Raw genomic sequence first — 14,219 nt, 5'->3', positions numbered from 1 at the left:
TCACAGCAGGGTGTCGGGCGCCTGGTCCGGGCCGCCGGCGTCCGGGTCGGTGGCGTTCTCGGCGTTGCGGGCCACGGCCAGCAGCGTCGCGGTCTCGCCGAGGTTCATCAGGCGCACGCCCTTGGTCTGGCGTCCGGCCTTCCGGACCTCCTTGGCCGTGGTGCGGATGACGCCGCCGCTCGAGGTGATGGCGTACAGCTCGTCCTCCAGCTCCACGATCAGGGCACCGACCAGGGTGCCGCGCCGACGGTCGTACTGCAGCGTCAGCACGCCCTTCCCGCCGCGGCCCTGCACCGGGTAGTCCTCGATCGGCGTCCGCTTGGCGTACCCGCCGCCCGTCGCGACCAACAGGAACGTCCCGTCGCGCACGACGCCGAGCGAGAGCAGCTCGTCGCCCGAGTTGAACCGCATCCCCATGACCCCCGAGGTGGCCCGGCCCATGGGGCGCAGCACCTCGTCGGTGGCCGAGAAGCGGATCGACTGCCCCTCGGCCGAGACGAGCAGGAGGTCGTCGTCGCCGGAGCAGAGCACGGCACCGACGAGCTCGTCGCCGTCGCGCAGGTTGATGCCGATGAGGCCGCCGGAGCGGTTGGAGTCGAAGTCGGTGAGCTTCGACTTCTTCACCAGGCCGCTCTTCGTCGCGAGCACGAGGTAGGGCGCCGCCTCGTAGTCCGTGATCTGCATGACCTGGGCGATCTGCTCCTCGGGCTGGAACGCGAGGAGGTTCGCCACGTGCTGGCCGCGGGCGTTGCGGGTCGCCTCGGGGAGCTCGTAGGCCTTGGCCCGGTACACCCGGCCCTTGTTGGTGAAGAACAGCAGCCAGTCGTGCGTGGAGCAGACGAAGAAGTGGGCGACGATGTCGTCCTGCTTGAGCGTCGCGCCCTGCACGCCCCGGCCGCCGCGCTTCTGGGCGCGGTAGAGGTCGGTCTTGGTGCGCTTCGCGTAGCCGGTCCGCGTGATCGTGACGACGACGTCCTCGACGGCGATGAGGTCCTCGTCGGCGACCTCGCCGTCGTAGCCCAGGAGCCGGGTGCGGCGGTCGTCGCCGTACTTCTCCACGATCTCGGCGAGCTCGTCGCGGACGATCTGCCGCTGCCGCTCGGGCCGGTCGAGGATGTCCTGCAGGTCGCGGATCGTGGCCTCGATCTCGGCCAGCTCGTCGATGATCTTCTGGCGCTCGAGGGCCGCCAGGCGCCGCAGCTGCATGTCCAGGATGGCCTGGGCCTGGATCTCGTCGACCTCGAGGAGCTCCATGAGGCCGGTGCGCGCGAGGTCGACGGTCTCCGAGGCGCGGATCAGGGCGATGACCTCGTCCAGCGCGTCGAGGGCCTTCACGAGGCCGCGCAGGATGTGGGCCCGCTCCTCGGCCTTGCGCAGACGGTAGCGCGTCCGCCGGACGATGACCTCGATCTGGTGGCGGATCCAGTGGCGGATCAGCTGGTCGAGACGCAGCGTGCGGGGCACGCCGTCGACGATCGTCAGCATGTTCACGCCGAAGCTGAACTGCAGCTGCGAGTGCTTGTAGAGGTTGTTCAGCACGACCTTGGCCACGGCGTCGCGGCGCAAGGTGATGACGATGCGCCGGCCCACGCGGTCCGAGGACTCGTCGTTGATCTCGGCGATCCCGCTGACCCGGCCCTCACGGACCATCGTCGCGATCGACTCGATGAGGTTGTCCGGGTTGACCTGGTAGGGCAGCTCCGTGACGACGAGCGTCGTGCGGCCCTTGGTGTCCTCCTCGACCTCCACCACGGCCCGCATGCGGATCGAGCCGCGGCCGGTGCGGTAGGCGGACTCGATCCCGTCGCGGCCGACGACCAGGCCGTGGGTCGGGAAGTCCGGGCCCTTGATGCGCTCCATGAGCGCCTCGAGGGTCTCCTCCTCGGAGGCCTCCGGGTGGTCGAGCGCCCACGTGGCGCCGTCGGCGACCTCGCGCAGGTTGTGCGGCGGCATGTTCGTCGCCATGCCGACCGCGATGCCGGCGGAGCCGTTGATCAGCAGGTTCGGCACCCGGCCGGGCAGGACCGAGGGCTCCTGGGTGCGGCCGTCGTAGTTGTCGACGAAGTCGACGGTCTCCTCGTCGATGTCCTGCAGCATCGACATGGCGAGCGGCGTGAGCCGGCACTCCGTGTAGCGCATGGCGGCCGCCGGGTCGTTGCCCGGCGAGCCGAAGTTGCCCTGGCCGTCGATCAGCGGGTAACGCATCGACCAGGGCTGGGCCAGGCGCACGAGGGCGTCGTAGATCGCCGAGTCGCCGTGCGGGTGGTAGTTGCCCATGACGTCGCCGACGACGCGGGCGCACTTGACGTAGCTGCGGTCGGGCCGGAAGCCCGAGTCGTACATCGAGTAGAGGACACGGCGGTGCACCGGCTTGAGGCCGTCCTCCACCAGCGGCAGGGCGCGCCCCACGATCACGCTCATCGCGTAGTCGATGTAGGAGCGCTGCATCTCCTGCTGGATGTCGACCGGTTCGATCCGGTCGCCGGAACCCGGAGGCAGCGTCGTCTCGGTCACGCGGTGTCCACTCCACTCTGGGCGCCCCCGGAGCACGGCTGGTCACCGCGTCGAACTCGTCAGGGGCGTGCCCGTCCCGCCGGGTTGGCGACACGCCGGTCCCGACACCGGCGATTCTACCGAGTCCACCGGGGCGTCCGTGGCCGCCCCGCGCAGGTCCGGGCCGGTCAGGACCCGTCCGGGGACGACCCGGCGTCAGGACCGGACCGCAGCCCCCGCCCCGTCGTCCGGAACGGTGACGAGGTCGCGGCGCAGCGTCTCCGACATCGCCCACGAACAGGCGAGCGACACCAGCGCCATCGCGGCGACGTAGGCCGCCACGGACATCAGGCTGCCCGTCCAGAGCACCAGCAGCCCGCAGACCGCGGGCGCGATCCCGCCCAGGATCGAGGCGAACTGGTAGGCGAGCGACGCGCCGCTGTAGCGCAGGTGCGTCGGGAACTGCTCGGCGAAGTACGCCGACTGCGGGCCGTACACGGCGCTGCGGCAGGCCTGCACGATCAGCCCGCCGAGGACGAACAGCACGATGTTCCCGCTGCCCACGAGCAGGAAGTACGGCACCGCGGCGACGACGAGGACGCCCATCCCCACGAGGAAGAGCGGCCGCCGCCCGACCCGGTCGGAGAGCAGCCCGAGCAGCAGGATCATCGGGATGTCCGAGGCGGAGAGCAGCGTGTTCGCGCCGAGGATCGTCGACCGTTCGTAGCCGAGCTCGGTGGTCGCGTAGGAGACCAGCCAGACCGAGCTCACGTAGAACGTCGCGTTGGTGGCCAGGAACGACCCGGCCGCCAGGAAGATGATCCTCGGGTGTTCCCGGAGCACGTCGAGCACCGGCAGCCGGCTCGCCTCCCGGCGTTCGGCGTCGGCCCGGAACACGGGGCTCTCCGCGACGGTCAGGCGGATCCACATCCCGACCAGGATCAGCAGGGCGCTCGCGAGGAACGGGATCCGCCAGCCCCACGCCTGGAACGCGGACTCGCTGACCGTGAGGTCGAGGACCAGGAACGAGCCGGTCCCGAGGACCAGGCCGAGCGGGACGCCGACCTGCGGCCAGCTGCCGTAGAAGCCGCGCCGGTGGTCGGGGGCGTTCTCCACCGCCATGAGCGCGGCGCCGCCCCACTCGCCGCCGACCCCGAGGCCCTGGCAGAACCGCAGCAGGACCAGGAGCACGGGCGCCGCGACGCCGATCGTCGCGTAGCCGGGCAGCAGGCCGATGCACACGGTCGCGGCGCCCATGAGCAGCAGCGAGTAGACGAGCATCGGCTTGCGCCCGACCCGGTCGCCGAAGTGCGCGAACAGTGCGCCGCCGATGGGGCGGGCGACGAAGCCGGAGGCGAACGTGCCCAGGGCCGCGATCGTGCCGAGGGCCGGGTCGATCGACGGGAAGAAGACCTTGTTGAAGACCAGGGCCGCCGCGGTCCCGTAGATGAAGAAGTCGAACCACTCGATGGTCGTCCCGACGAGGCTGGCCGCGGCCACCCTGCGCGGGACCCGGAGGGTCGGACCGACCATGGCTGCCTCCCCGTGGCTGCTGGGTCGGCCCACGGTGAAGGGTCGGTCAAGGGACGGTCAAGACCTGTTCCGCCGGGAGGAAGAGCACGTTGCGGCGCCCGTCGTCCGCGCGGCGGGGCAGCCACCGGCCGTGCCACGTCCGCGGGAGGTAGTCGAGCCCGGCGAGGTCGTCGACGACGTCGGCCACCCGGGCGCCGAAGCGGGCCAGGTGGCGGTCCTCGAGCTCGAGCATCAGCACCGGCCGGAAGCTCTCGAGGGTCTTCGCCGCTCCGGCCAACAGGCTCACCTCGGCCCCCTCGATGTCGACCTTGACCAGGTCGAGGCGTTCGAGGGCCAGGTCGGCGACCAGCTCGTCGAGGGTGGCGACCGCGACGGGCACCTCGTCGTGGTGGGCGAACTCGGCGTTCGAGCCGAGGCCGTCCGCACCCGTCGTCAGGAAGGCGCGGCCGTGGACCGGGAGGAGGCCGCGTCGCGGGAGGGACAGTGCCCCGGAGCCGGCGGCGGCCCCCAGGGCGGTGCGGTGCACGGTCACGTGCCCGGCGGCGATGAGCCGGCGGGTGGTGTCGACGAACGTCGCCGGCCCGGGCTGCGGTTCGACGGCGTGGACGTGGCCGCGCGGGCCGACGAGGCCGGCGAGGGTCCAGGTGTAGAGGCCGAACTCCGCCCCGACGTCGACGCACACGGCCCCGGGACCGACGAACTCCGCGAGACCCGCGACCTCGTCCTCCAGGAACCAGGCGTGCGGAGCGACCGTCCGCAGCAACCGGCTCAACCCAGCGGTGGTGTCCACTGCGCCGCGCCCTCCCCTCCGACGCGTCCGGACGGACGCACCGGGGGGAGGGTAGCGATCGACGTTTCCCGTGGAACCGCGCGCCGGTCGATCAGCGCGCGCTCAGACGTCGAGGAAACGGACGTCCTTGGCGTTCCGGGTGATGAACGACCGCCGGGACTCGACGTCCTCGCCCATGAGCACGCTGAAGAGCTCGTCGGCGGTGGCCGCGTCGTCCAGTGTCACCTGCATCATCAGGCGGGTCTCCGGGTCCATCGTGGTCTCCCAGAGCTCCTTGGCGTTCATCTCGCCGAGGCCCTTGTACCGCTGGATGCCCTCGTCCTTGTTGATCTTCTTGCCGGCCGCGCGGCCCGCCTCGAGCAGGGCGTCCCGCTCGCGGTCGGAGTACGCGAACTCCGGCTCCGCGTTCCGACCGCCCCACTTGATCTTGTACAGCGGCGGCATCGCGAGGAACACGTGCCCGTTCTCGATGAGCGGGCGCATGAAGCGGAACAGCAGCGTGAGCAGCAGCGTCCGGATGTGCTGGCCGTCGACGTCGGCGTCGGCCATCAGCACGATCTTGTGGTAGCGCAGCTTCGCCAGGTCGAACTCGTCGTGGATGTTCGTGCCCAGCGCCGTGATGATCGACTGGACCTCGTTGTTCTTGAGGACGCGGTCGATCCGGGCCTTCTCGACGTTGATGATCTTGCCGCGGATCGGCAGGATCGCCTGGAACATCGAGTCGCGGCCGGACTTCGCGGAGCCGCCCGCCGAGTCGCCCTCGACGATGTAGACCTCGCTGCGCGACGGGTCGTTCGACCGGCAGTCCGCGAGCTTGCCCGGCAGCCCGCCGAGGTCGCCGGCGGTCTTGCGCCGCACGAGCTCCCGGGCCTTGCGGGCCGCCATGCGCGCCTGCGCCGAACCCACCGCCTTGTTGATGATGGTCTTGGCGTCGGCCGGGTTGCGCTCGAACCAGTCGGCGAGGTGCTCGTTGCACACCCGCTGGACGAAGGATTTCACCTCGGTGTTGCCGAGCTTCGTCTTCGTCTGACCCTCGAACTGCGGCTCGGCCACCTTGACGGACACGATCGCGGCGAGACCCTCACGGATGTCGTCCCCGGTCAGCGCCGGGTCCTTCTCCTTGATGAGCTTTTTGTCGCGGGCGTAGCGGTTCACCGTCGTGGTGAGCGCGGAGCGGAAGCCCTCCTCGTGGGTGCCGCCCTCGGTGGTGTTGATCGTGTTGCAGAAGGTGTAGACCGACTCCGAGTAGCCGGAGTTCCACTGCATCGCGACCTCGACCTGGTGGCCGGTGCCCTCCGCGGTGAAGCCGACCGGCTTCTTGTGGATCGGGTCCTTCGAGTTGTTGATGAAGGCGACGAAGTCCTCGAGACCGCCCGGGTAGTGGAAGGTCCGCTCCTTGACCTTCGCGACGTAGCCCTCGGCGTCCGGGGCGTCGTCGATCGACTCGCCGTCGGCGTCCGTCTCGGGCTTGCGCTCGTCGCGCAGGTTGATGGTCAGCCCCTTGTTGAGGAAGGCCATCTCCTGCAGGCGCCGCGAGATCGTCTCGAGGTTGTACGTCGTGGTCTCGAAGATGTTCGGGTCGGCCCAGAACGTGATCGTGGTGCCGGTCTTCTTCGTCTTCCCGGCCTCGGTGAGCTTCCCGGGGATCGAGTGGTCGTAGTGCTGCGTCCAGATCTGGCCGTCGCGGTGGATCTCGACGTCGAGCGCGGTGGACAGCGCGTTCACGACGGAGACGCCGACGCCGTGCAGACCACCCGAGACCGCGTACGACTTGTCGTCGAACTTCCCGCCCGCGTGCAGCACGGTGAGCACGACCTCGACGGCCGGCTTCTTCTCCACGGGGTGCTCGTCGACCGGGATGCCGCGACCGTCGTCGGTCACCGAGATCCCGCCGTCGGCCAGCATCGACACCGTCACCGCCGAGGCGTAGCCCGCCATCGCCTCGTCGACCGCGTTGTCCACCACCTCCCAGATCAGGTGGTGCAGACCGCGCTCGCCCGTGGACCCGATGTACATCCCGGGGCGCTTGCGGACCGCCTCGAGACCCTCGAGGACGGTGATGGAGGACGCGCTGTACTCGTTGTTCTTCTTCGCCGCAGCCACGGGCCTCGGTGTCTCCCTACGTCGAGCGCGGGCGAGAGATCGCCCGGACGTCTCCTCCAGTCTACTGGCCCGCCCCGACGGGAAGGGGCCGGATGGCATGTTCAGCGCGTCGCAGAGCGCCCCGGAGTCTCCGGGGAGGGTTCCGACGGCGGGTCCGGCGGTCTCCGGGCGTCTGGGCGCGGTCAACGGGCGCTGAGACGCCCGCAACGGGTCCGGCGAGGTCCGGACTCACCCGTACGTGTCGCGGGGCCCTCGACCCGACACGTGCCGCGGGCCGCGCCGCCAGCTCGGCGCGGTGGGACCGTGGATGCGCATGCCCGTCACGACGTCGGGACCGAGGCCGGCGGCGATCCGACCGAGCAGCTGGCGCTGCAGCAGGCGGAGCTGGGTCGCCCAGGCCGTGGAGTCGGCCTGCACGGTGAGCTCGCCGTCGCGCAGCGCGGTGGGGGTGGCGTGCTCGGCCACCTCCTGGCCGACCAGCTCCGCCCAGCGCCCGAACACGGACCCGTTCGCGAGCCGTGGGGCCCACCCGCGCTGGGTGGAGAGCCGGGACGCGAGGCGGCCGAGGGTCTGCGGGTCGCGGTCGTCCGAGCCCGGGCCGGACCACCGGCGTCGGCGGCGCCGCGTCGACTCCCCCGCGTCCCGCCGCACGGTGCGCCGCGCGCGGCCCGGCGTGAGACCGCGCTCGGCCTGCTGGGCCCGCGCGGCCTCCAGCGCGGCCCGCGCGATGTCGGAGCCGCGGGGCCGGTCCGGGTCTCCCCCGTGTGGGTCGGTCTCACCGGACTCGATGGGCTCCGTCCCGCGAGCACGCTCCGTGGTGCCCGTTGCGCCGACCGTGGCGCCCCGCGGGCCGAGACGGGCGGGCGGCAGGACGACCGGGTCCGTCTCCGTGGTCGGGGTGTGGACGGCCGGGCCGGTCACGTCGAGCAGACCCTGCAGGTCATCCGCCGGATCCGGGCGCCGGCGACGGCTCGGACGACGCTTCGACCCCGAGTTGTCCACAGCGTCCACAGGTCTGTCCACAGGTTTTCCGTCGCCGTCACCGATTCGGCTCACCAGGAACCACTCCCGTCGACCGTCATGACGCCAACCCGTCACGCACGGTGCCTGCCTCGATCACATAGCGTGTGCCACTCAGAACGGTGGGGACGTCGTCGTCCACGGCCGCCGTCACGAGGACCTGTTCGGCCCGCGCGGCCGTCCGGGCGAGGGCGTCCCGACGTCGGGCGTCGAGCTCCGCGAAGACGTCGTCGAGCACCAGGATCGGCTCCGAGCCCTCCTCACGCAGCAGCTCGAAGCCGCCCAGGCGCAGGGACAGGGCGAGGGCCCAGGACTCGCCGTGGCTGGCGTAGCCCTTGGCGGGTCCCTCGCCGAGGGTGAGGTCGAGCTCGTCGCGGTGCGGCCCGACCAGGCAGACGCCGCGCTCGATCTCCTGGTCCCGCCGCCGACCGATCTCCTCGAGCAGCGCGCCCTCCACCGCGGCGGTCAGCTCCGCGTGGGCGGCGCCGCCCGTGACGTCGTCCTGGCCCTCCACCGCGGCGGCGAGCTCGTCGACCGCGGCCACCCGCGAGCGGTAGCGCGCGCCGACCGGCACCGACTCGGGCGCGACCCCCGCGTACGCGGCCGTGACGTGCGGGGCCAGCGCCGCGGTCAACTGCATGCGGCCGGCGGTGAGGGCCGCCCCCGCCCGGGCGAGGTGGGCGTCCCAGACCTCCAACGTGCCCGCCTCCCGCGCCCCCCGGGCCGACCGGGCGGACTTGAGCAGCGCGGAGCGCTGGCGGAGGACCTTGTCGTACTCGGCCCGCACGCCGGCCCAGCGCGGCGCCCGGGCGACCAGGAGCTCGTCGAGGAACCCCCGGCGCTCGCCGGGGTCGCCCCGGACGAGCGCGAGGTCCTCGGGCGCGAAGACCACGGTGCGGACGATCCCCAGGATTTCCCGCGCCCGGGGCACCGGCGACCGGTTCACGCGGGCCCGGTTGGCCTTGCCGAGCTGGATCTCGACCTGGACGGTCAGCTCCCGGCCGCCGTTGACCACGGTGGCCCGGACCTGGGCGGCCGCCGCGCCCCGCCGGACGAGCGGGGCGTCGGACGACACCCGGTGCGAGCCCAGCGTGGCCAGGTAACCGACGGCCTCCACCAGGTTCGTCTTGCCCTGACCGTTGGCCCCGACCAGCACGGACACCCCGGGCTCGAAGGTCAGGTCGGCCTGCGCCCACGACCGGAAGTCGGTGACCGACAGCTCCCGCACGTACATCGGCCCTCCCGTCGCGCCGCTTCGACCGGGGGAACTAGCCGCCCGTCGGCGGCTCGTTCGCGGCCTCGCCCGCCTTGTGCACGGCGTGGCCGCCGAACTGGGCCCGCAGCGCCGCGACCGCCTTCATCGCGGGCGAGTCGGTCTGCCGGGAGGCGAACCGGGCGAACAGCGCCGCCGAGATCACCGGCAGCGGCACCGCGTGCACGATCGCCTCGTCGACGGTCCACCGGCCCTCGCCGGAGTCCTCGGCGTAGCCGGTGATCTGGTCGAGGTGCGGGTCGGCCTCGAGGGCGAGGACCATGAGGTCGAGCAGCCAGCTGCGCACGACGGTGCCGCGGCTCCAGGCCTTCATCACGGCACCGACGTCGGTGACCGGGCCGCCCGCGCTCAGCAGCTCGTAGCCCTCGGCGTAGGCCTGCATGAGGCCGTACTCCACGCCGTTGTGCACCATCTTCGCGTAGTGGCCGGCACCGACCGGTCCGGCGTGGGCGAAGCCCTCCTCGCGCGGACCCTCGGGCCGCAGCGCGTCGAAGACCGGCATGAGCCGCTCGATGTCCTCGTCGGAGCCGCCCGCCATCAGGCCGTAGCCCTCGGTGCGGCCCCAGACGCCGCCGGAGACGCCGCAGTCGGCGTAGTGGACCCCGCCGGCGCCCAGCCGCTCGGCGTGCACCGTGTCGTCGGTGAACCGGCTGTTCCCGCCGTCGACGACGAGGTCGCCCGACTCCAGCAGGCCCGCGAGGCTCTCCACCGTCGAGTGCGTCGGGTCGCCGGAGGGGACCATCAGCCACACCGTCCGCGGCGCCGCCAGGGCCCCCACCAGCTCCTCGAGGGACTGCACGTCCCCGGTGCCGTCGTTCGCGTAGCCGACGACCTCGTGCCCGGCGGCGCGGAGCCGCTCGGCCATGTTGCCGCCCATCCGACCGAGCCCGACCATTCCCAGCTGCACCGCGATCCGCTCCTCTTCCGACGTGGGGTCGAGCTCCGCTGCGTCCACCCCGCTGGCGACCGTCCCGGCTGACCTACCCCGGATCGTCGTCCGCGGATCGTGGGCCGCCGATCGGGCGATCAGCCGGGCAGACGCACCGGCATGAGCAGGTACAGGTATCCCGGCCGCGGCTCGGGCAGGGAGGTGTCCGTCTCCGGCCCGGGCTCGACGGCGGTGGCGCCCTGGGCGGCGGCCTCGTCGTCGGTCGACCCCTCGCCGGGAGCCGACGCCGGACGCAGCAGCGCCGGGCGGCTCGGCGTGGTGAAGGACAGGTGGGCGTGGTCGGCGCCCAGCGCCCCGAGCCCGTCGAGCAGGTAGCCGGGGTTGAAAGCGATCGTCAGCGGCTCGCCCGCGAACGAGCAGGGGAGCTGCTCCTCCGCGCTGCCCTCGTCGTCACCGCCGGCGGTGAGCCGCAGCGAGCCCTCGTCGAACTCCAGGCGCACCTGCGTGCCGCGCTCGGCCACCAGCGAGACGCGCTTGATCGCGTCGACCAGCGGGCCGATCTCGATGACCGCCGCGGAGGTGTGCTCCTTGGGCAGCAGCTGGCGGTAGCGGGGGAACTCCGCGTCGAGCAGCCGCGTGGTGGACCGGCGCCCGCCGCCGGAGAGGCCGAGCAGACCGTCGCCGCGGCCGAGGGCGAGCTCGATGGTGCCGCCGGCCGACGTCAGCGTCTTGGCCGCCTCGGAGAGCGTGCGGGCCGGGGCGAGGATCGCGGTGGGCTCGCCGTCGGGCGAGGCGGGGTTCTCGCCGGGCTCCCAGGTGAACTCGCGGACGGCCAGCCGGAACCGGTCCGTCGCCGCCATGGTGAGCGCGGACCCGTCGATCTCGACCCGGATGCCGGTCAGCATCGGCAGCGTGTCGTCGCGGCCGGCGGCGACGGCGACCTGCGACACGGCGCGGGCGAACACGTCGGGCGCGAGCTCGCCGACCACCGGGGGCATCTCGGGGAGCTGCGGGTAGTCCTCGGCCGACATCGTGGGCAGGCTGAACCGCGCGTTGCCACAGGTCAGCGAGGCCCGGGGGCCGTCGACCGTGAGGTCCACCGGGTGCGGCGGCAGCGAGCGCGTGATGTCGGCGAGCAGCCGCCCGGACACCAGCGCGCGGCCGCCGTCGCCGATCATCGCCGGCACCTCGACCCGGGCCGAGACCTCGTAGTCGAAGCCGGACACGGTCAGCGTGCCCTCGTCGGACGCGTCGAGCAGGACCCCGCCGAGGACCGGCACGGGCGCCCGGCTGGGCAGGCTGCGCGCGACGAAGGCCACCGCGTCGGCGAAGGCGTCGCGCTCCACGCGGAACTTCATCGGGCTCTCCTGACGTGTCGGACGGGCGTGCCTGCCTCGGGTCCCGGGACTCGTCGGCCCCGGATCCGGGCAGGTCGTCACGGTAGAGCTTGCCAGGGGGGTCCGACACTCCGGCCCTGTGCAGGACCGGCGGGGCGATCGCTCCCCAACCCCTGTTCTTCAGGAGTTCTCTAGAAGAGAGAGAACAGGAATGACAGTAGGTCCTGTGCACGCTGTGGAGCACCGCCGTCGATGCAGGTCGGGCGGCCCCACCGGATGTGGGTGGACGCGGTCGCCCGTCCCCGGATCCGGGGACGGATCGGCGTGTCCGGTGGACGGACGTCGGGCACCCCGGCCCGCACCACCCTCCATCCACCCGTCGTGGGCGGCTGTCCACAGACTTGTCCCCAGCTGTGGGTCGATCGGGGGTCGAACGATCGCGCACCGCCACGGCGACGCGCCGAGCGGCTCTCCCGCGGCGGGCGCCGGACGAGCGGTCGGCCCGATCGGGTGCGCGTGTCGCCCGCGCACCGCACGTCTGTCCCATTCGTGCTCACGCAGCGTCGGATCCGGGGCCTGGTCGGGCGCGCAGCGTGGTCGCGCGGGCGGGGACGGTGGTGGCGGCCGGTCGTCGGTGCCGGACGACCACGTGGCGCGACCGCAGGCGTCGACGGTGGTCGCGGCCGTCCTCGGCACCGGGGAGGACACGCCGTCGGGCCGTCGAGGACCACCGGAACGGGCTACGGGACGGGCTGGCGTGGGCCGTGGTGCGAGGTGCACACAAGGCAGGTTCACGGCGCCGACGGGATGCCTGGCGTGAACCTCGCCCAGGCGCGGGTGGGCGCGCGCGCCCGGACCGGCGCGACCCGCCGTCGGAAAGGTGCGGAGGGTCAGCTGCCGGCGCGAGGTGCACAGGGGGCAGGTCCACGGGGCCAACGGGATGCCTGACGTGAACCTCGCCGAGGCGCGGGTGGGCAGCGCCGGCGCGAGGTGCACATGAGGCAGGTCTGCGGGGCGGGCGGGATGCCTGATGTGAACCTCGCCGGGCGCGAGCGCCCGGACCGGCGCGACCCGCCGTCGGGAAGGGGCGAAGGCTCAGCTGCGGGCGCGCTGCTTGATGCGCGCGGTGAGCTCCTGGACCTGCTCGTAGGTCCGGCGGCGCTCCGCCATCTCCTTGCGGATCTTCTTGTCCGCGTGCATGACCGTCGTGTGGTCCCGGTTGCCGAACATCTGCCCGATCCGGGGCAGCGAGAGGTCGGTCAACTCGCGGCAGAGGTACATCGCGATCTGGCGGGACAGGGCGAGGGCCTTGGTCTTGCCCGGGCCGGTGAGGTCGTCGATGGAGACGGCGTAGAACTCGGCCGTCACCGCCATGATCGTGGGCGCCGTGATCTCGGACTGGCGGGAGTCCGGGATGAGGTCGCGCAGCACGATCTCGGCGAGCTGCAGGTCGATCGGCTGCCGGTTGAGCGAGGCGAACGCGGTGACGCGGATCAGCGCGCCCTCGAGCTCGCGGATGTTGCGCTCGATGCGGTCGGCGATGAACTCGAGGACCTCCGGCGGGGCGGCCATCCGCTCACCGGCCGCCTTCTTGCGCAGGATCGCGATGCGGGTCTCGAGCTCGGGCGGCTGGATGTCGGTGATCAGGCCCCACTCGAACCGCGTGCGGAGCCGGTCCTCGAGGGTCTCCAGGCGCTTGGGCGGGCGGTCGGAGGAGACGACGATCTGCTTGTTGGCGTTGTGGAGGGTGTTGAAGGTGTGGAAGAACTCCTCCTGCGTCCCCTCCTTGCCCTCGAGGAACTGGATGTCGTCCACGAGCAGCACGTCGACGTCGCGGTAGCGCCGCTGGAAGGCGACCTTGCGGTCGTCGCGCAGCGAGTTGATGAAGTCGTTCGTGAACTCCTCGGTCGACACGTACCGCACCCGCATGCCGGAGAAGAGGCGCTGGGCGTAGTGCCCGACGGCGTGCAGCAGGTGGGTCTTGCCGAGGCCGGAGTCGCCCCACACGAACAGCGGGTTGTAGGCCCGCGCGGGCGCCTCGGCGACCGCGACCGCCGCGGCGTGCGCGAAGCGGTTCGAGGCGCCGATGACGAAGGTGTCGAAGAGGTACTTCTCGTTCAGCCGGGTCTGCGACCGGGGGGCACCCCGCGCTCCGTCGGCGGGCACCTCGGGGGCCGGCCGGCTCGGGGCGTCGGTGCGGCCGGGCGGGCTCCAGATCTCGTGGACGGCGGCGAGGCCGTCGCGGACCTCGTCGACCTCCTCCTCGGGGTGGGAGCGGTCGGGGTTGTTGGTCAGGCGGCCGACCCCGGCCGCGGCGCTGATCGCGTCCGCGCGGTGGGAGCGGTCCCCGGTGAGGTACCCGGTGTCGGGACCGCCGTCGTCGTAGGCGGGGCGGGAGTAGCCGTCGCCGGAGTAGGTCCCGGCCGACGCGGAGAGGCGCGGCAGCGGCGAGGTCTCCGGACCGGACCCGTGGTCGTCGCCGCCGCGGGAGCTGTGGTCGACCCGGACGGCGAGCTGGACCGGCCGGCCGATGCGCCGGGACAGGGCGTCGACGATCGGGTCGCGCAGGACGCGTTCGATCGCCTCCTTCGCGAACTCGCTCGGCGCGGCGAGCAGCGCGGTGTCGTCGAGCAGCCCGAGCGGTCGCGTCACACGGATCCAGGCCCGCTGCTGCGCGGAGAGCGTCGGCCGGTCGGCCGGGTCGGCGGTCGGCGCGGTGAGCTCGGCGACGACGCGGGCCCAGGTCTCGTCCAGATCGGAGAGCTGGTCCGTCATCGCTGC

General features: G+C 72.5%; 9 protein-coding genes. All 9 read right to left on the bottom strand.

Annotated features, from left to right (window positions below; all coding sequences use genetic code 11):
• Positions 1–2,514, bottom strand: coding sequence for a DNA gyrase subunit A (gene gyrA, locus BJ983_RS22120; RefSeq protein ID WP_179795788.1), 2,514 nt, complete (start codon positions 2,512–2,514; stop codon positions 1–3).
• A gap of 195 nt (positions 2,515–2,709) precedes the next feature.
• Entirely contained in the window at positions 2,710–4,026 is a 1,317-nt protein-coding gene (locus BJ983_RS22115; RefSeq protein WP_179795787.1) for an MFS transporter, read from the bottom strand.
• A 46-nt stretch (positions 4,027–4,072) separates the two neighbouring features.
• Positions 4,073–4,816, bottom strand: a complete 744-nt coding sequence (locus BJ983_RS22110) for an FkbM family methyltransferase (protein WP_343054298.1) — start codon at positions 4,814–4,816, stop codon at positions 4,073–4,075.
• Positions 4,817–4,918: 102 nt separating this feature from the next.
• The gene (gene gyrB / locus BJ983_RS22105) at positions 4,919–6,919 is read right to left on the bottom strand and encodes a DNA topoisomerase (ATP-hydrolyzing) subunit B (RefSeq protein ID WP_179795786.1); all 2,001 of its coding nucleotides are present in this window, start codon (positions 6,917–6,919) and stop codon (positions 4,919–4,921) included.
• A gap of 228 nt (positions 6,920–7,147) precedes the next feature.
• The gene (locus tag BJ983_RS22100; protein ID WP_179798109.1) at positions 7,148–7,708 is read right to left on the bottom strand and encodes a DciA family protein; all 561 of its coding nucleotides are present in this window, start codon (positions 7,706–7,708) and stop codon (positions 7,148–7,150) included.
• A 289-nt stretch (positions 7,709–7,997) separates the two neighbouring features.
• Positions 7,998–9,173: a DNA replication/repair protein RecF gene (gene recF, locus BJ983_RS22095; protein ID WP_179795785.1), complete on the bottom strand. Its 1,176-nt coding sequence runs from the start codon at positions 9,171–9,173 to the stop codon at positions 7,998–8,000.
• A gap of 34 nt (positions 9,174–9,207) precedes the next feature.
• Positions 9,208–10,119 (bottom strand): phosphogluconate dehydrogenase (NAD(+)-dependent, decarboxylating), encoded by a 912-nt coding sequence (gene gnd / locus BJ983_RS22090; protein ID WP_179795784.1) that lies wholly within the window; start codon positions 10,117–10,119, stop codon positions 9,208–9,210.
• Positions 10,120–10,238: 119 nt separating this feature from the next.
• Positions 10,239–11,459 (bottom strand): DNA polymerase III subunit beta, encoded by a 1,221-nt coding sequence (gene dnaN, locus BJ983_RS22085; protein WP_179795783.1) that lies wholly within the window; start codon positions 11,457–11,459, stop codon positions 10,239–10,241.
• 1,074 nt (positions 11,460–12,533) lie between these two features.
• Positions 12,534–14,213 (bottom strand): chromosomal replication initiator protein DnaA, encoded by a 1,680-nt coding sequence (gene dnaA / locus BJ983_RS22080; RefSeq protein WP_179795782.1) that lies wholly within the window; start codon positions 14,211–14,213, stop codon positions 12,534–12,536.
• Positions 14,214–14,219 lie beyond the last annotated feature (6 nt).

Origin of the sequence: Actinomycetospora corticicola, from assembly GCF_013409505.1 — a bacterium.
GTDB lineage: Bacteria > Actinomycetota > Actinomycetes > Mycobacteriales > Pseudonocardiaceae > Actinomycetospora > Actinomycetospora corticicola.
The sequence above is the reverse complement of the archived record's forward strand: the minus strand, read 5'-3'. Positions and strand labels throughout refer to the sequence as shown.

Bases quoted from the DNA above. Each gene is read 5' to 3' on its own strand.
- BJ983_RS22115 (WP_179795787.1), bottom strand. From the start codon at position 4,026: ATGGTCGGTCCGACCCTCCGGGTCCCGCGCAGGGTGGCCGCGGCCAGC.
- recF (WP_179795785.1), bottom strand. From the start codon at position 9,173: ATGTACGTGCGGGAGCTGTCGGTCACCGACTTCCGGTCGTGGGCGCAG.
- dnaN (WP_179795783.1), bottom strand. From the start codon at position 11,459: ATGAAGTTCCGCGTGGAGCGCGACGCCTTCGCCGACGCGGTGGCCTTC.
- dnaA (WP_179795782.1), bottom strand. From the start codon at position 14,213: ATGACGGACCAGCTCTCCGATCTGGACGAGACCTGGGCCCGCGTCGTC.